Genomic DNA, 16,795 nt, shown 5'->3' on the forward strand with positions numbered 1-16,795 from the left:
CCGCTGCTCGCGCTATGCGACCTTTGGCACGCAGGCCCTGTCGGACGCCGCGCTGGAAGCGCTGGAGGACCGGATGGCCTGCCTTCTCGGCCAGCACGGGCAGATCGCGCTCGGGCGCACCATGGCGAGCGCGCTGGCGCTGGCGATCGAGGTCGAGACGCTGTCGCGCCTCTACGTGCAGGCGCGCGTTCTCGGCGAGCCGCCGGTCCTGCCGGACGAGGAGATGGCGCGCGTCATGCAGCAGATGAAGAACATGAGCTACGGCCAAGCCCCGGACCTCGACGGGGTCAACGACACGCCGAGCGCAAAGGTCGCGCTCGGCTGATCGCAGCGGCACGGCGCACGCCGGGCGTCGCCGCCGGCGCGTTCCACCGGGCGTTTGGCGGCAACCCGCGCGATCGCACCGCGAGCGGGCGGGAAGACGGGAGAGACGCCCCGGGGGCTGCGATTGTCTGGCGAGGCGCGTGCGGCCTTCGGCGGGGACGCCACCGGGCCGCTGTCGCGCGGCGTCCACGAGGCGGCGTCGGTCACGGCCGGGCTCCGGCCCCAGTACGGAACATCTCCGACGGATGGCCCCCGTCAGCCGCCGCCTGGCACTGCCGCCCCGCCCGCAGGCGGCCCCTCAGGATCGCAGGATGGTGAGACCGGTCGACTGAAACGGCTGGAGGTCGGAGGGTGTTGCCTCCGCCTCGACGACGAGCGTCGTGACGTCCGCGAGCGGCACGATACTGTAGGCCGACGCGGCGCCGAGCTTTTCGCGTGTCGCCAGAACGATCGTCTCGGCCGACTGCCGGGAGATCAGCCTCTTGATCGACGCCTCTTCCGCGTCGCCGGTCGTCGCGCCGATGTCCGGGTGCAGACCCGTCACCCCCATGACGTACGCATCGAAGCGGATGCGGGCTATGGCTTCCGCGCTCGTCGAGCCGGTGGTCACGATGGAATGCTTGAACAGACGCCCCCCCACGATCTCGACCTCCACGGTGGGGTGCCGGGCGAGTTCCACCGCGATGCTCGGGCTGTGGGTGACGATCGTCGCCTTCAGGTCGTTCGGTAGATGTCGCGCGAGTTGCACGTTCGTCGTCCCCCCATCGAGGAACACGATCTGGCCGGGGCGGATGAGCGAGGCCGCGGTACGCCCCAGCGAGGCCTTGGCGGGAACGGCGGCCAGTTCCCGCACGGCGAAGTCCGCCACGGCGGCCGACGCCGGCAGCGCGCCGCCATGAACCCTCTGCAGGAGCCCGTCGGCTGCCAGTTCGCGCAGATCGCGACGGATCGTATCCTCCGAAACGCCGAGCTCCTGGCTGAAACTCTTGGCGACGAGCCGCCCGTCGCGTCTTAGGACCTCCTGAATCAGGGCCTTGCGTTCCGTCGTCAGCATATGCGCACGCCTTTTTGCACGAAATCACTTGACACTGCACGATAATGCACGAATAAGAAGGGCATATTCAACGGGCGGATGTCGGCGCCCTTGTCCTTCCCGAGGTTCGCTGTGAGCATGATCGATCGCATCCGCGTGGAGAATGTGCACGTCTTGTCAGACGACTGGTTCGTTCTCAAGAAGACAACCTTCTCCTACCGTCGCAGCGACGGGACATGGCAGCGCCAGTCGCGCGAGACCTACGACCGGGGGAACGGCGCCACGATCCTTCTCTACGATCTCGACCGACGCACGGTGATTCTCACTCGGCAGTTCCGCTACCCCGCCTTCGTCAACGGGTATGACGATCTCCTCATCGAGGCACCGGCCGGCCTTCTCGACCGGGCCGAGCCCGAGGATCGCATTCGCATCGAGACCGAGGAGGAGACGGGCTATCGCGTTCGCGAGGTTCGCAAGGTCTTCGACGCCTTCATGAGCCCCGGTTCCGTGACGGAGCGGCTCCACTTCTTCGTCGGGGCCTACGAGCCGCGCGACCTCGCCTCGCAGGGAGGAGGCCTCGAGGTCGAAGGCGAGGACATCACCGTGCTCGAACTGACGATCGAAGAGGCGATGTCGATGGTGGCGTCCGGCGCCATCCGCGATGCCAAGACGATCATGCTGCTGCAATACGCGGTCATGAACGTCTTCCCGCCCGCTCTCCGCACCGCCTAGCCGGCCGGCGGGCCGCTTGACGAACGACGCGTTTCGCCGGCCGGCGCCGGACGTCGCAAGCCCTCGTTCCGAGCCCGATCTTGACGAAGGGCCCGGCAGTGTCCGCATCGCCGACACCACCATTGGGACGGAGCCCCGAAAGGGCCCGTCAACGCCGCTTCGCGCGCTCCATCCGTCGTCTCAGGTGTCCACCGCGGGCCGCCTCCGAGACCGTTGACCGGAAGCGTGCTCGCCGAACCTCGTGAGCGCCAGCCCCCGCGACGATGCATCGCTCGTGGGAACCAGCGGATGCACGGGACCCTTTCAGGCGCCCTCGCACGCGTTCCGGATCGTTCGGGGTCCGGAAATGCCGGGAGAGGCGTCGACCGTATCCATCCTCCACGGCCGCCGAACTCGACAGGACTGTCGGGCGGCCCTCGCACGCCTCATCCACAACAAGGGGACCACGTCCATGTCGGGCATTCTTTACACCGAATACAACAATGTCACGAAGACCGTGGCGGAACTGAACGACTACGATGTCATCGCCGCCAACAAGCAGGACCCGTACGCGCAAGTCTTGCTGACGGTCGCGGACGGCGGCGCGCTCGATCTTTCCGCCATGCTGGAAGGCAATCGCGGCGCGTCGGTCTGGGCCTCCGATGCGGGCAACACGATCACGACCGGCTTGCGGAACGACTATCTCACCGGCGGCAAGGGCAACGACACGCTGAACGGGGGAGACGGCAACGACCAGCTCCGGGACAACGCGAGCCAGGGCACCACGCCCGACAACGATCTCCTGAACGGCGGCGCCGGCAAGGATTTCCTCTTCAGCAGCTCGGGCAACGACACGCTGAATGGGGGTGCCGGCGACGATCTGATCCAGATCTACCGGTCCGCGAGCGACACGAGCCAGATCCGCATCGACGCGGGTGCCGACAACGACCGGATCGAGTTCACGGCCGCCGGCGCGGCCGCCACGATCGACGGCGGCGCGGGGCGCGATGTTCTCTCGACGACGGTCGGCGACATCACGCGCCTTGCGACTTCCAATGTCGAGGTGCTGGAGATCGGCGACACCGTCACGCTCGGCCGCGTCGCGCAGTTCGAAGGGTTCGACCGGATCGTCTCCAGCGACACGTCCGAGTTCGGCACGGTCCGGCTGGTGCTTGCCGATGGCGGCAGCCTCGACCTTGCGGACGAACTCGGCCAGCGGGCTGCGGGGATCACCGCTTCGGACGCCGGCAATTCGATCAGGAGCGGAACCCAGAACGACACGCTCACCGGCGGCCGCGGCAACGACACGCTGGACGGCGGCGCGGGCAACGACCTCCTGCAGGGCGGCGCCGGCAGCGACCGCCTGATTGCCGGGGCCGGCAACGACACGCTCTACGGCGGGTCGGACTCCACCGGCAACGGCGGGATCGACACGGCGGTCCTCTCGGGCAGCTACTCCGCCTACAGGATCATCGAGATGGGTGACGGCTTCACCGGCTTTTCCGGCGCGGACGGCGTCAAGCTCCTCAGCAACGTCGAGTTCGTCGAGTTCGCCAACGGCCGCCTTGATCTGGCGACCCGCGTGTTCACCCCGTCGACCGCCGGCGTGACCGTCAACGGGACGGCCGGCAACGACACGCTCTCGCCCTCGAAGGTGCCGACCGGGCAGCCGAAGCCGGGCGCGGGCAACGACACGCTCTTCGGCTTCGAGGGCAACGACAACCTGAACGGCGGCATCGGCGCCGACACGATGCACGGCGGCTCGGGCAACGACATCTACACGGTGGACGACGCCGGCGACCGTGTGGTCGAGACCACCAACGGCCTCGACAGCGGCGGCATCGACACGGTGAAGTCGTCGGTCGACTTCAAGCTCGGCGCCTTCGTCGAGAACCTGACGCTCACCGGCACCGCGTCGCTGGAAGGGACCGGCAACGAGCTTGCCAACGTCATCACCGGCAACGAGAACTCGAACCTCCTCTTCGGCGAGGGCGGCAACGACACGCTGATCGGCAACACGAGCCGGGACGCGCTGTCGGGCGACGACGGCAACGACAAGCTCTATGGCGGCGGCGACGACGACTATCTCGACGGCGGTGCCGGCAACGACCTGCTGACGGGCGGCGCGGGCAACGACACGATGATCGGCGGCTCGGGCAACGACACCTATGTCGTCGACAGCATCGACGACGTCGTGGTCGAGGACATCGAAAGCGTCGTGGACACGGGCGGGATCGACATCGTCAAGAGCTCCGTCAGCTTCGGCCTCGGCCGCTTCGTCGAGAAGCTGACGCTGACGGGCACGGCTGCCATCGACGGCACGGGCAACGGTCTCGACAACACGATCGTCGGCAACGAGGCCGCCAACACCCTGCGCGGCCTCGCGGGCAACGACACGATCTCCGGCGGGGCCGGCAAGGATGTCCTCATCGCCGGCGCGGGCAAGGACTACCTCACCGGCGGGGCCGACGCGGACACCTTCGTCTTCGGCGCGGCCGACGCCAGTTCGGTCGACACGGTCAGGGGCTTCAGCGCGGCGGAAGGGGACAAGCTCGTCTTCAATCCGGACGACTACGGCCTGACCGTCGGGCACGGCCTCGACGCCAGCGGCGCGCTCGACGCGGCATGGTTCGTCACGGTCACCAGCCGGGGCGCGCAGGGGACGGCCCCGGACCACGGGCAGTTCCTGTTCAACAAGACGACGGGGCTCCTCTCCTGGGACGCCGACGGTGCAGGCAGCGAGGCCAGCCAGGCCATCGCGGTCTTCGACCGCGGCACGCTCCTCGGAACGGCCGACTTCGAGATGAGCCGCGACGTCCTCTTCCTGTAGGAGAGGTGGACCGAGGACGACGCCCGGCGGCGGGGACGGACCGTCCCCGCCGCCCCTCGGGCTGGCACTCCCGTCCGCCCTGGTCCGGTCTGGAGCGCGGGAAGACACGCGCGCCCGCGGACGGCCGCGGCCGAGGAACGCTGCCGGGGATCGCCGTCGTCGAGCTGAACTCGCCGACATCGAGCCCGCTGGCCGTGATATGCGAGCAGAGGATGGCCGTGCGCGTCTTCCCTGCTCCACCGAACGGGACGTGGATGAAGGTCGCGCCGGTCTGCGCGCCGGAGAGGATGTGCGCGACAGCCGGAACGAAGGACGGCGGTGGCGCCACCGCACGCGTCGGGCGGTTTCGTCATGCCATCTCGCCGCGATGCCGGCAGTGGATGGCCCTCGGTCCTCAGATCAGGTCGCGCAGAACGCCGTAGGCGCCGTTGATGTCGGCCTGGAGCGCGTTGACGGCGCGGCCGGCGTCCGAGACCCCCAAGGCATCGAAAAGCTCTTCGTGTCGATCGTTGGAGATGTGAAAGTTTCCCGATTCCCGAAGGAGGTGGAAGTACGGGCTGATCTGCAGCCACAGCACTTCGATCATGCCGACGAGGACGGGTGACGAGGCCTGCCGGTAGATCCGGAAATGGAGATCGTAATTGGCGCCGACGTAGAGCGTGGCATCGGCGGTGCGCTCCGCCAGGAGAAGGCGTTCCAGGATCGGAGCGAGATCGGCGCGAAACGGCGCGTTCGAGCGCTCGCTCGCCCAGCGGACCGCCGTGCTCTCCACCTCGAGGCGGACCCGGGTGAGATCGTCCAGGCGCTCGCGCGTGAGCTTGGGAATACCGATCGTTCGTCCCGACACCACGGTCAGCGCCCCGATGGCGGTCAGGCGGGTCAGCGCCTCGCGCACCGGCATCGGGCTGACGTCGAAGGCCGCCGCGAGGCTGGCGACCGTGATCGACTGGCCGGGAGCGATGCCGCCCTCGAGGATCAGCCCGCAAAGACGCCGGAAGACGCCGTCTTGCAGCGTCTCCTTGCGCAACGGCGTGACGCTCCCTCGAATCGCCGACATGTTCAAATCCCAACCCTGTTTCGCCACGCACCATAAAGCTCGGTCGACGCCACTTGTAGTCCCTTTCGATTTTTGATCTAAAATCAAAATGCACGCCGAGAAAGCTGCTGGAGAGACGGCTCGGGGCGGTGTTTGGGAGGACATCATGACGTTCGCGACCCATTGCGGGGCGCTGGCGACGGCGCTCGGCCTTTCGGCTCTGATGACGCTGCCCGCCGTCGCTCAGGAGAAGCACAAGGTCTATCTGTCGATGAGCTACATCGGCAACGACTGGCAGGCAGAGGCCGCCAACATGGTCAAGGCCATGGCCGCCTCCGCCGACCTGAAGGACAAGGTCGACCTCGAGGTGCAGGTCGCCGGCCCCAACGCCCAGCGCCAGATCCAGCAGATCAACGCCATGGTCCAGGCCGGGGCGAAGGCGATCGTGATCTATCCGATCTCGCCGACGGCCCTCAACCAGGTGGTGAAGAACGCCTGCGCCAAGGGCGTCAAGATCGTCGCCTACGATGCCGAGATCACCGAGCCCTGCGCCTACAACGTGACGATCGACCAGGCCGAAGCCGGACGCCGCACCGCCGAATGGCTGGCCGACAAGCTCGGCGGCAAGGGCAACATCGTGCTCGTCACCGGCGTGCCCGGCACCTCGGTCGACACGGCCCGCACGGCGGCGGCGAAAGAGGTCTTCGCCAAGCACCCGGACATCAAGATCGTCGGCGAGGCCGTCGGCCTCTGGAGCCAGGCCGTCGCCCGCACCGAATTGTCGAAGCTGCTGGCCACGCGCAACTGGGACGGCATCGACGGGCTCTGGATGCAGGTCGGCTGCTACACCGCCAACGCCATGCAGCTCGAGGCCGGCCGCACCGCCGAGCAGTTGAAGCCCTGCGCGGGCGAAGGCTCCAACGGCGGGCGCATCCAGATGCTGCCGAAGGGCACCGAGGTCGAGGGCGCGGACGGCCCCTACGCCCCGCTCGGCGCGCCGCGCTTCTCCTACGCCTCGCCGCCCTACTCCGGCGCCTATGCGCTGAAGCTCGCGGTCCAGATGCTCGACGGCAAGACGGACGTGCCGCATCACACGACGCTGCCGCTGCCCACCGTCACCAACGACACGGTCAAGCTCTGCGAGACCGGCACCTGGGAGGAGATGAAGAACGGCTGCAACGTCTTCAAGCCGTCGATCGTCGCCAATCCCGGCTGGTTCGCGTCGATCTTCTCGGCCGAGACGCCGGAGGTCGGCCTCAACGCTGCGCTCGTCGGCCAGCCCGAGAACTGAGCCGCCGAGCCGGCAGACGGGCTCGGCCAGAGGTCGGCCCGTCCGTCCCCCGAGCACGCCTTGCGCGCGGCGCCCCGTCGCGCGCGCCCCTTCCGCGCGACGAGAGTGCCATGTCCCGGTCGTCCCCGCCGCCCGCCATCACGTTCGAAGCCGTGTCGAAAGTCTTCGGCGCGACCAAGGCCGTGACCGACGTCAGCTTCTCCGTCGCGACCGGCGCGGCGCACGCGCTGCTCGGCGAGAACGGCGCGGGCAAGTCCACGACGATGAAGCTCCTGTCCGGCCTGATCAAGCCCGACGCCGGCCAGATCCGCATCGACGGCGACCTGCGGCGCCTCGCCAGTCCGAAGGACGCGCACCGTGCCGGCATCCGCACCGCCTTCCAGGAACTGACCCTGGTGCGCGACCTCTCGGTGCTCGACAACATGCTCCTGCCGACCGCCCCGACCGGCTGGCTCGGCACGCTGAAGCGCCGGTCCGTCGCGCAGCGCGTCGCCGCCCATTTCGAGCGGCTCGGGATGGCGGTCGACCTTCATGCCGAGGCGGGCCGGCTCGACCTCGCCATGCGCCAGAAGATCGAGATCGCCCGCGCGCTCTTTCGCGAGCCGCGCATCCTGCTCCTCGACGAGCCGACGTCGGCGCTCGCCGGCGGCGACGTGGACTGGCTCGGGCGCATCATCGCCGATGCGACCTCGCGCGGCGTCACCGTCCTCTTCATCTCCCATCGCATGCCGGAGGTGCGGGCGTTCTGCGAGAGCATGACGATCCTGCGCAACGGCCGGCATATCGCGAGCGGCGCGGTCTCCGACTTCTCCGATGATGCGGTGGTGGAACTCATCATCGGCCGCTCGCTCGACCAGACCTTCCCGCCGCGCCGGCGGACGAGCGCGGCGGCCCCGCCCGCGCCGGTGCTCGAGACGCGCGGCCTGTGCGCGGGTCCGAAGCTTCGCGACGTCGACCTCCAGCTGCGGCCGGGCGAGATCCTCGGCGTCGCCGCGCTTCAGGGCATGGGCCAGCTCGACCTCTTCTCCGCCTGCTTCGGCGCGGTGCCCGCGACCGGCGGCGAGATCCGGGTGGACGACCGGCCGGTCCATCTCTCGACGCCCGCCGACGCCCTCCACCCCTCGCTGCGGATCGGCTTCCTGCCGGAGGATCGCAAGACGCAAGGGCTGTTCCTCAAGCTCGACGGCACCACCAATGCCAGCCTGCCCGTCATCGGACGCTTTCGGCGCGGCGGGCTGATCGACGGCGAAGCCGAACGGGCCGCGACCGAGGCGGTCTTCTCCGTCGTGGACGTCTCGCCCGTCGCCTCCTTCACCGAGGCCGGCGCCTTTTCCGGCGGCAACCAGCAGAAGATCGCGATCGCCAAATGGCTGGTCGCCGAAAGCCGCATCCTCCTCCTCTTCGATCCGACGCGCGGCATCGACGTCGGCACCAAGCACCAGCTCTACGACCTGATGCGCGCCTTCGCCGATGCGGGCGGCGCCGTGCTCTTCCATTCGACCGAGATCCCCGAGCTCGTCCATCTCAGCGATCGCGTCGTCGTGCTCTACGAGGGCCGCATCGCCGCGCGGCTGGAGACGGACGAGATCAACGAGCGCGCCATCATGGGCGCAGCGCTCGGCGGCGCGGCGATGCCCGGTCCCGTCGCCGGGGTCGCCGCATGAGCCGCCCCCTCGCGTCCATCGGCCAGCCGGCCCCGGCGCGCGCGGCCTCGCCGCCGATGCGCTGGCTCGGCCGCAACCGCGCGGCCCTCGTCGCGCTCCTGGTCTTTGCCGCCCTCTTCGCGCTGGTCGACGCGATCAGCCCCGGTCCGATGACCTATTTCGACGTCTCGTTCCAGGCGAGCGGGGCGACGCCCTTGGCCCTCGCCGCCATGGGCCAGACGCTGGTCGTGCTGTCGGGCGGCTTCGACCTGTCGGCGGGCGCCGTCATCTCGCTCGTCAACGCGGTGCTCGCGGCCACGATGGACCCGGCCGACATGGAAGCCTCCGTCCTCGTCTGGACGCTCGCCGGCATCGCGGTCGGCATGGCGGTCGGTGCCTTCAACGGCTTCTTCGTCGCCGTGCTGCGCCTGCAGCCGATCGTCGTGACCCTGTCGACGATGTTCATCGTGCAGGGACTGACGCTCCTCGTCCTCGACCAGCCCGGCGGCTTCGTCTCGCCTTCGCTCGGCAATCTCTACATGGGCGACGCGATCCCGGAGGTGCTGCCCGCCTCGCTCGTGCTCCTCGGTCTCGCCGCCCTGTTCTGGCTCTGGCTGAAGAAGACATGGCTCGGCGTCGCGCTCTATGCCGTCGGCAGCGACCCCCATGCGGCGGCGGCCACCGGCGTCAGCGTGCCGCTCGTGCGCTTTTGCGCCTACGTGCTGGCCGGGGGCTTCTACGGCTTGTCGGGCGTCTTCGTCAGCGCGCAGACCGGCTCGGGCGATCCGCTCGTCGGCAACTCGCTCCTCCTCTCGATGTTCGCGGCGGTCGTGATCGGCGGCACCCGGCTCGGCGGCGGCAAGGGCGGGCTCGTCGGCACGATCTTCGGCGCCTTCGTGCTGATGATCGTCGTCAACATCCTCTTGGCGCTCAACGTCTCGGCCTATTTCTCGACCATCGCCGAGGGCGGCGTGCTGCTCGCGGCCGTGCTCATCGGCTCCTTCGCGCGCGACAGCGTCCTCGTCGAGCAGATCCGCCGCCTGTCGGGCGTCGCGCGGGCAAGGCGCGCGGGCACGCATGTCTCGCAGCGCCCGCACGACGACCGGAAGCTCCCCTTCGTCGCCAGGCGTGCGCAAGGCCGCTCCGTCGGCGACCGGATCGCCGAACCCGGCGTCCTGCAGCGGCACGGGCCCACCCTTCGCTATGCCGTGCCCGCCTATGCCTGCCTCGCCATCGTGCTGGTCGTCACGCAGGTTCTGCTCGGCAACACCCTGGCGAGCTGGAGCTTCTGGAACTCGCTCCTCGTGCTCTCGACCTTCCTCGTCGTCCTCGCGCTCGGCCAGGGCTCGGTGATCCTGACGGGCGGGCTTGACCTGTCGGTGCCCTGGACCATCGGCCTGTCCGGCATCCTTCTTGCCGGCATCGTGCAAGGGTCGGACGCGGCGCTTCTCTATGCCGTGCCGGCCGTCCTCGGGCTCGCCGCGCTGATCGGTCTGTTCAACGGGCTCGGCGTCGTGGCGCTCGGGCTCTCCCCGATCGTCGTCACGCTCGCGGCCAACGGCATCCTGCAGGGCATCGCGCTCCTCTATTCCGGCGGCACGCCGTCCGGCTTCGCCTCGCCGGCCCTGCGCTGGCTGATGACGGGGCGGCTCGGGCCCATCACCCCGGTCCTCGTGGCTCTCGCCGTCTTCCTAGTGCTCGGCACGCTTCTCCTGTCGCGGACCGCCTTCGGGCGGCGGGTCTATGCCGTCGGCAACAGCCTGGAGGCGGCGCGCCTGTCGGGCGTGCGGACGGGGCGGGTGATCGTCGGCGTCTACGTCCTGTCGGCGCTCTGCGCGGCGCTGGTCGGCATCCTTCTCACCGGCTTCTCCGGCCAGGCGAGCCTTGGCATGGGCGACGACTACCTTCTGCCCTCGATCGCGATCGTGGTCGTCGGCGGCGCGCTCATCACCGGTGGGCGCGGACACTTCCTCGGCATGGTCGGCGGCGCGCTGCTTCTCACCGCGCTCCAGACGCTGCTCGCCGGAACGACGCTCCCTTACGCATTCCGCGCCATCTTCTTCGGCTGCGTCGTCCTCGCAGCCGTCATCGCCCTCCGTGAGAAAAGGACCTGATCCCGTGGCCAGCAACATCATGAGCGGCCTCGACGGCCAGCGGGTCGTCGTTACGGCCGGCGCCGGCGGCATCGGCCTCGCCACCGCTCGCCTGCTCCATGCCGAGGGCTGCCGCCTCGCGGTCTGCGACGTGTCCGACGAGGCGCTGGAGAGGGTCGCGGCGGACCTTCCGGGCACGATCGCCGTCCGCGCCGACGTCTCCGACGAAGCCGATGTCGCGCGCTTCTTCGAGGCCGCGCTCGGCGGCCTCGGCGGCCTCGACGCCCTCGTCAACAATGCCGGCATCGCCGGGCCGACGGGCGGCGTCGAGGAGATTTCGGTCGCCGACTGGCGCCGCTGCCTCGACATCGGCCTGACCGGCCAGTTCCTCTGCGCGCGCCTCGCCGTGCCCGAGATCAAGAAGGCCGGCGGCGGATCGCTGGTGAACATGTCGTCCTCGGCCGGGCGACACGGCTACGCCTTCCGCACGCCCTACGCGGCGGCGAAATGGGGCGTTATCGGCTTCACGCAGTCGCTCGCCAAAGAGCTCGGCCCCCACAATATCCGCGTCAACGCCATCCTGCCCGGCATCGTGGCGGGTCCGCGCATGGAAGGCGTGATCCGCGCCCGCGCCGCGCAGACCGGCGTCTCCTACGAGGACATGGAGGCGCGCTATCTCGCCACAACGTCGCTCCGCCGCATGGTGACGCCCGAGGACGTCGCCGCCTCCATCGCCTTCCTCCTGTCGAATGCCGGCCGCAACCTCTCGGCCATGTCCTTCAACGTCGACGGCAACGTGGAGACCCTCTAGATGCAGACCGTCGCCGTCGTCGGAGCGGGCCTGATCGGCCGCGCCTGGGCCATCACCTTCGCACGGGCCGGATGCCGCGTGCGGCTGTGGGATCCGGACCCCGTGGCCGCGCCGAGGGCCATCGACTTCGTGCGCTCGGTCGCGGAGGACCTTCACGCCAACGACCTCCTGTCCGGCCGTTCCGTCGAGGCCGTGCTCACGGCAATCGAACCTGTCGCCGAGCTCGCCGACGCCTTGGCGGGGGCGGTCTGGGTGCAGGAATGCGGGCCCGAGAAGATCGAGGTGAAGCGCGAGACCTTCGCGATCCTCGACCGGCTGTCGGAGATGGAGACGGTCCTCGCCTCCTCGTCCTCGGCGCTTCTGCCGTCCGCCATCTCGGAAGGGCTGCCCGGCCGCGCCCGCGTCGTCGTCGCCCATCCGATCAACCCGCCCTACCTCGTGCCCACCGTGGAACTCGTGCCGGCTCCCTGGACGGACCCGGCCGTGATGGAGCGCGGCGCAGCGTTCCTGCGCGGTGTCGGACAGGTGCCGCTGGTCATGGAGCGCGAGATCGACGGGTTCATCATGAACCGCCTGCAGGGCGCGCTTCTCGACGAGGCGTTCCGGCTGGTCGAGGGCGGCTATGCCAGCGCGACGGACGTGGATCGCGGCATCGCCGACGGCCTTGCGCTGCGCTGGAGCTTCATCGGGCCGTTCGAGACGATCGACCTCAACGCGCCGGGCGGCATTGCCGACTACGTCGCGCGCTACGGTCCGATGTATGCGGGCCTCGCGAAGACGATGCAAACGCAGCCCGACTGGACGGCGATCACCGCCGACCGCATCGAGACGGAGCGCCGCGCCGCCGTCCCCGCGCAGGATCTCGCCGAGCGCCAGACCTGGCGCGACCGCCGCCTCATGGCGCTGCGCGCACACAAGCGCGCCGCCGACCGCGACCTCGGTCGCTGATCCCCCATTCGCCGCAAGGAATCCATCATGTCCACCACGTCCGCTCCCGCCGCCTCGGCCCCCTCCACGGCCAAGGTCATCATCACCTGCGCGGTGACCGGCGCGATCCACACGCCCACCATGTCCCCGCACCTGCCGATCACGCCGGACGAGATCGCGGCGGACGCCATCGGCGCCGCGGAGGCGGGCGCGGCGATCCTGCACCTTCACGCCCGCAACCCGGAGAACGGCCGGCCGGACCAGACGCCGGAAGCCTTCGCGCGCTTCCTGCCGCGCGTGAAGCAGGGCACGAACGCGGCCATCAACATCACCACCGGCGGCAGCCCCTACATGAAGGTCGAGGAGCGCGTTCTGCCGGCCGCGACCTTCAGGCCCGAGGTCGCCTCGCTCAACATGGGCTCGATCAACTTCGGGCTCTACCACCTCGCGCCGAAATACGAGACCTTCAAGTTCGATTGGGAGAAGCCGCATCTCGAGGCCACGCGCGATCTCGTCTTCCGCAACTCCTTCAAGGACATCGAGTACATTCTCGAGACCTGCTACGGGAACGGCACGCGCTTCGAGTTCGAGTGCTACGACATCGCCCATCTCTACAATCTCGCGCATTTCGCCGACCGCGGCCTCGTCAAGGCGCCCTTCTTCGTCCAGTCGGTGTTCGGCCTGCTCGGGGGCATCGGCACCCACCCGGAAGACGTCATCCACATGAAGCGCACGGCCGATCGGCTGTTCGGCTCGCAGTTCCGGTGGTCGGTGCTGGGGGCGGGCTCCAGCCAGCTGCGCATCGCCGCGCAGTCCGCCGCCATGGGCGGCAACGTGCGCGTCGGGTTGGAGGATTCGCTCTGGGCCGGCAAGGGCAGGCTCGCCACGTCGAGCGCCGAGCAGGTGCGCATGGTGCGCCAGATCATCGAGGGCCTCGGCCTTTCGGTCGCGACTCCCGACGAGGCCCGCGCCATCCTGGAGCTCAAGGGCGGCGATCAGGTCGGCTTCTGAGAACGGGCGCCAATCGGGGAGGAACGGCGATGCTGCGCATCGAACTCATGGGCGACCAGCGTGATGCCTTGGGCGAAGGCCCGCTCTGGGATGAGGAGGAGCAGAGGCTCTACTGGATCGATTCCTACGGTCCGGCCGTGTTCTCGTGCCGGGCGGACGGCAGCGACCATCGCCGGTGGACGGTCCCCGAGCCGATCGGATCGCTGGCGCTTCGCCGGGGCGGCGGCGCCGTGGTGGCGCTGCGCAGCGGCTTTTATGCCCTCGACTTCGCCACGGGCGAGGTGTCGCTCATCGCCGCGACGCATCCGGGCGAGCTCCGGCCCCGCCTCAACGACGGCAAGGTCGACCGGCAGGGTCGCTTCCTCGCCGGCTCCATGGATTTCGAGGAGCGCGACGGGGTGGGCAAGCTCTTCCGCCTCGATCCCGATCTCTCGGTCCACACGCTCGACACCGGGATCGTCTGCTCGAACGGCCCCTGCTTCTCGCCCGACGGCGGCACGCTCTATTTCGCCGACACCGGCCGGGCGGTGATCTATGCCTACGACTACGACACGAGCTCCGGCGCTGTGCGCTCGCGACGCGTCTTCGCGAGCTTCGAGACAGAGCGCGGACTGCCCGACGGCGCGACGGTGGACGCCGAAGGCTACGTCTGGTCCTGCGAGGTCTATTCGGGCCGCCTGATCCGCTTCGACCCGTCCGGCGTCGTCGACCGCGTCGTCGGCCTGCCCGTCCAGTCGACGACCAGCCTCGCCTTCGGCGGTCCGAACCTCGACATCGCCTTCGTCACCTCGATGGCCCGTCCCCACGGGGGCGCCTACCACCGCGAGCGCGAGGCCGGAGGGCTATTCGCCGTCCACGGGCTCGGTGTCCGGGGCCTGCCAGAACCCCGCTTCAACGGATAGGAGTTTCCCATGCGCATCGACGTTCTCCTCGACGTCAAGACGACGCTCGGCGAAGGCCCGCTCTGGGATGCCGAGCAGGAACGCCTCTATTTCATCGACAGCTTCGACGGCCGCGTCTTCCGCACGACGGCGGACGGGCGTGAGCTGCGGGCCTGGGACGTGCCGGGCAAGATCGGCTCCATGGCGTTGCGCAAGGACGGGAACGGGGCGATCGTCTCGCTCCAGCAGGGGTTTCACGCGCTCGACTTCCGGACCGGCGACTGCGACCTGATCCACGATCCGGAGCCCGACCGCCCGGCCAACCGCATCAACGACGGCAAGGTCGATCGCCGCGGCCGCTTCTTCGCCGGCTCCATGGACACGATGGAGGAAGGCCCGTTCGGCGCGCTCTACCGGCTCGACCCGGACTTCTCGGTCCACAAGGTCGATGCCGACATCATCTGCTCCAACGGCCCGTGCTTTGCGCCCGACGACAGGACCTTCTACTTCGCCGACACCTGGACCGGCGAGATCTGGGCCTACGACTTCGACGTCGAGACCGGCGACCTTTCCAACCGCCGCACCTTCGCCCGGGTCGACACGTCGAACGGCGGGGCGGCGGACGGATCGACGGTGGATGCGGAAGGGTGCCTCTGGAATGCGCTCGTCTACGACGGGAAGATCGTACGCTACACCCCGGACGGTGCGGTCGAGCGCGTCATCGACATGCCGGTGAAGAAGGTGACGAGCGTCATGTTCGGCGGCCCGAACCTCGACATCCTCTACGTCACGTCGATGGCCAAGCCCCCGCTGCCGCGCTTCCCCGGCGACGGCGTCCAGCGTGGCAGCCTCTTCGCGATCCACGATCTCGGCATCCGCGGCGTGCCCGAGCCGCGCTTCGGAGCATAGGCGCGCGCCCCGAACGCGCGGCTCAAGCCCGGCGTGCGGCGGATGGACCGGCTTCGGGGCGCGCTCTCCAGTCGGACATCGAGTGACCCGCCGGGAACGGCGGGCCGTGGCAGACGAGCTGCCTCTTGGAGACGACGAGGACGCTCAGTTCGCTTCGTCCGGCGCGTCCGGGCCGGCAGGTCCCGCGTCGCGCGGACCGTGCTTCGGCCCGTGGCGGGGCGGGGGCGGCGGATCGAGTTCGTCGATGCGCTGGTCGGCATGCCGGATGGCGGTGGCGTGAAGGAAGCCGTCGCGGAAACGGCCCTGGACCGTCACGGTCTCGCCGGCGGTCACGAGCTTGCCGCCCTCGCCTGCCCGGCCGGTCTCGACCAGCGCCTTGCCCGCCCCGTCGCTCACGACGAACTTGTTGCCGTAGATTTCCGCGACCTGACCGGCGATGCCGACGTCCGAGGCGGCGGCAAGCTGGGAGATCGGCGTGGTGGCGAGGCTGGCGTCGAACGTCGCCGCGTGGTGCTGCGTCGCGCTCCAGGCCGCCGCGCCGCCGGCAAAGCCGAGCGCCAGAATGCCGAGGGTGCTGGCACCGAGGATGGCATGGCGCGAGGTGACCCGCCGGCCGCGGGGCGCCGGTTCCACTGCGACGGCCTCGGCGGCCGGAGTATCGTGATGCATGTCATTGAGCTTGTCGGTCATCGTCGTCACCGTTCGTGTTTCGATGACGATGGTCTACGCCGCGCCGGCCCACGGCACGCTGAACCGGTCGGTTCAGGTTCGGTTCATGCCGGGTGATCGACGAGCGCGGTCCGGACGCGAACGGTCCGGTTCCTGCTGCAAGGCGTGCCGGCGCTTCGAAATCGCTCGCGACACGACATTACTTGAGCGGAGGTCGGCCTGCTGCAGACCGCACAACTCAATTCAGGAGAACAGTCGAGTCGCTCGTCCGAAAACGACGCACGACCGACCGAGAATCGAGACCGGCTCTTTCCAGGGTCCGTCCCCCTAAATGCGACGGCGACCCGTGATCAGCTGGTACAGGACGACGATCACCGCGATCACCAGCAGAAGGTGGATCAGCCCACCCGCGACGTGGAACACGAATCCACCGAGGATCCAGAGAATGAAGAGAATGACGGCGATCGTCCAAAGCATGGCAGCACCCCAACTTGCGACTCAACAGGTTCTCGAAAACGTGAAGAGACCCGGAAGCGTTCCCGCCTCGCCGTCGCGTCGGGCCGATTTCCATCATCCGCCACCAAGCGCGGTGGCGCACGCGCAGATCAGGCGTCGCCTCGACCACC

At 69.2% G+C, this 16,795-nt stretch carries 15 protein-coding genes; 11 read left to right on the forward strand and 4 right to left on the reverse strand.

Features of this window, described 5'->3' with window-relative positions; genetic code table 11:
- On the forward strand, positions 1-325 hold a 325-nt coding region (locus QZ753_RS13275), incomplete at its 5' end, for a class II aldolase/adducin family protein (RefSeq protein WP_294644260.1).
- A gap of 297 nt (positions 326-622) precedes the next feature.
- On the opposite strand, the gene QZ753_RS13280 is transcribed toward QZ753_RS13275, so the two are convergent.
- On the reverse strand, positions 623-1,378 hold the full coding sequence (locus QZ753_RS13280; protein ID WP_294644261.1) for a DeoR/GlpR family DNA-binding transcription regulator: 756 nt from the start codon (positions 1,376-1,378) through the stop codon (positions 623-625).
- A gap of 111 nt (positions 1,379-1,489) precedes the next feature.
- On the opposite strand from QZ753_RS13280, the gene QZ753_RS13285 reads away from it, so the two are divergent.
- Entirely contained in the window at positions 1,490-2,089 is a 600-nt protein-coding gene (locus tag QZ753_RS13285; protein WP_294644262.1) for an NUDIX domain-containing protein, read from the forward strand.
- 451 nt (positions 2,090-2,540) lie between these two features.
- Positions 2,541-4,898: a calcium-binding protein gene (locus QZ753_RS13290; RefSeq protein WP_294644263.1), complete on the forward strand. Its 2,358-nt coding sequence runs from the start codon at positions 2,541-2,543 to the stop codon at positions 4,896-4,898.
- A 394-nt stretch (positions 4,899-5,292) separates the two neighbouring features.
- Here QZ753_RS13290 and QZ753_RS13295 read toward each other — a convergent pair whose 3' ends face one another.
- Positions 5,293-5,955: a GntR family transcriptional regulator gene (locus tag QZ753_RS13295; RefSeq protein WP_294644264.1), complete on the reverse strand. Its 663-nt coding sequence runs from the start codon at positions 5,953-5,955 to the stop codon at positions 5,293-5,295.
- A 202-nt stretch (positions 5,956-6,157) separates the two neighbouring features.
- Between QZ753_RS13295 and QZ753_RS13300 the strand changes: the two genes are divergently transcribed.
- The 8 genes from QZ753_RS13300 to QZ753_RS13335 all read left to right on the forward strand — a co-directional run bounded on the left by QZ753_RS13300 (position 6,158) and on the right by QZ753_RS13335 (position 15,500).
- Positions 6,158-7,225, forward strand: coding sequence for a sugar ABC transporter substrate-binding protein (locus QZ753_RS13300; RefSeq protein WP_367171517.1), 1,068 nt, complete (start codon positions 6,158-6,160; stop codon positions 7,223-7,225).
- Between the two features lie 110 nt (positions 7,226-7,335).
- Positions 7,336-8,889: a sugar ABC transporter ATP-binding protein gene (locus QZ753_RS13305; RefSeq protein ID WP_294644266.1), complete on the forward strand. Its 1,554-nt coding sequence runs from the start codon at positions 7,336-7,338 to the stop codon at positions 8,887-8,889.
- Between the two features lie 56 nt (positions 8,890-8,945).
- Positions 8,946-10,982: an ABC transporter permease gene (locus QZ753_RS13310; protein ID WP_294644273.1), complete on the forward strand. Its 2,037-nt coding sequence runs from the start codon at positions 8,946-8,948 to the stop codon at positions 10,980-10,982.
- A gap of 19 nt (positions 10,983-11,001) precedes the next feature.
- The gene (locus QZ753_RS13315; protein WP_294644274.1) at positions 11,002-11,772 is read left to right on the forward strand and encodes an SDR family oxidoreductase; all 771 of its coding nucleotides are present in this window, start codon (positions 11,002-11,004) and stop codon (positions 11,770-11,772) included.
- Complete coding sequence (locus QZ753_RS13320; protein WP_294644267.1) at positions 11,773-12,720, forward strand: 3-hydroxyacyl-CoA dehydrogenase; 948 nt, start codon at positions 11,773-11,775, stop codon at positions 12,718-12,720.
- Positions 12,721-12,747: 27 nt separating this feature from the next.
- Positions 12,748-13,710: a 3-keto-5-aminohexanoate cleavage protein gene (locus QZ753_RS13325; RefSeq protein ID WP_294644268.1), complete on the forward strand. Its 963-nt coding sequence runs from the start codon at positions 12,748-12,750 to the stop codon at positions 13,708-13,710.
- Positions 13,711-13,739: 29 nt separating this feature from the next.
- On the forward strand, positions 13,740-14,612 hold the full coding sequence (locus tag QZ753_RS13330) for an SMP-30/gluconolactonase/LRE family protein (RefSeq protein WP_294644269.1): 873 nt from the start codon (positions 13,740-13,742) through the stop codon (positions 14,610-14,612).
- Positions 14,613-14,621: 9 nt separating this feature from the next.
- Positions 14,622-15,500, forward strand: coding sequence for an SMP-30/gluconolactonase/LRE family protein (locus QZ753_RS13335; RefSeq protein ID WP_294644270.1), 879 nt, complete (start codon positions 14,622-14,624; stop codon positions 15,498-15,500).
- A 144-nt stretch (positions 15,501-15,644) separates the two neighbouring features.
- Here the strand turns inward: QZ753_RS13335 and QZ753_RS13340 are convergent, their stop codons facing one another.
- Positions 15,645-16,190, reverse strand: a complete 546-nt coding sequence (locus QZ753_RS13340; protein ID WP_294644271.1) for a hypothetical protein — start codon at positions 16,188-16,190, stop codon at positions 15,645-15,647.
- Positions 16,191-16,496: 306 nt separating this feature from the next.
- Entirely contained in the window at positions 16,497-16,646 is a 150-nt protein-coding gene (locus tag QZ753_RS13345) for a lmo0937 family membrane protein (protein ID WP_294644272.1), read from the reverse strand.
- Positions 16,647-16,795: the final 149 nt, after the last annotated feature.

Origin of the sequence: uncultured Aureimonas sp., from assembly GCF_913775355.1 — a bacterium.
GTDB lineage: Bacteria > Pseudomonadota > Alphaproteobacteria > Rhizobiales > Rhizobiaceae > Aureimonas.

Bases quoted from the DNA above. Each gene is read 5' to 3' on its own strand.
- QZ753_RS13310 (WP_294644273.1), top strand. From the start codon at position 8,946: ATGCGCTGGCTCGGCCGCAACCGCGCGGCCCTCGTCGCGCTCCTGGTC.
- QZ753_RS13340 (WP_294644271.1), bottom strand. From the start codon at position 16,190: ATGACCGACAAGCTCAATGACATGCATCACGATACTCCGGCCGCCGAG.
- QZ753_RS13345 (WP_294644272.1), bottom strand. From the start codon at position 16,646: ATGCTTTGGACGATCGCCGTCATTCTCTTCATTCTCTGGATCCTCGGT.
- QZ753_RS13325 (WP_294644268.1), top strand. From the start codon at position 12,748: ATGTCCACCACGTCCGCTCCCGCCGCCTCGGCCCCCTCCACGGCCAAG.
- QZ753_RS13290 (WP_294644263.1), top strand. From the start codon at position 2,541: ATGTCGGGCATTCTTTACACCGAATACAACAATGTCACGAAGACCGTG.
- QZ753_RS13315 (WP_294644274.1), top strand. From the start codon at position 11,002: ATGAGCGGCCTCGACGGCCAGCGGGTCGTCGTTACGGCCGGCGCCGGC.
- QZ753_RS13330 (WP_294644269.1), top strand. From the start codon at position 13,740: ATGCTGCGCATCGAACTCATGGGCGACCAGCGTGATGCCTTGGGCGAA.
- QZ753_RS13320 (WP_294644267.1), top strand. From the start codon at position 11,773: ATGCAGACCGTCGCCGTCGTCGGAGCGGGCCTGATCGGCCGCGCCTGG.
- QZ753_RS13295 (WP_294644264.1), bottom strand. From the start codon at position 5,955: ATGTCGGCGATTCGAGGGAGCGTCACGCCGTTGCGCAAGGAGACGCTG.
- QZ753_RS13280 (WP_294644261.1), bottom strand. From the start codon at position 1,378: ATGCTGACGACGGAACGCAAGGCCCTGATTCAGGAGGTCCTAAGACGC.
- QZ753_RS13300 (WP_367171517.1), top strand. From the start codon at position 6,158: ATGACGCTGCCCGCCGTCGCTCAGGAGAAGCACAAGGTCTATCTGTCG.
- QZ753_RS13305 (WP_294644266.1), top strand. From the start codon at position 7,336: ATGTCCCGGTCGTCCCCGCCGCCCGCCATCACGTTCGAAGCCGTGTCG.
- QZ753_RS13335 (WP_294644270.1), top strand. From the start codon at position 14,622: ATGCGCATCGACGTTCTCCTCGACGTCAAGACGACGCTCGGCGAAGGC.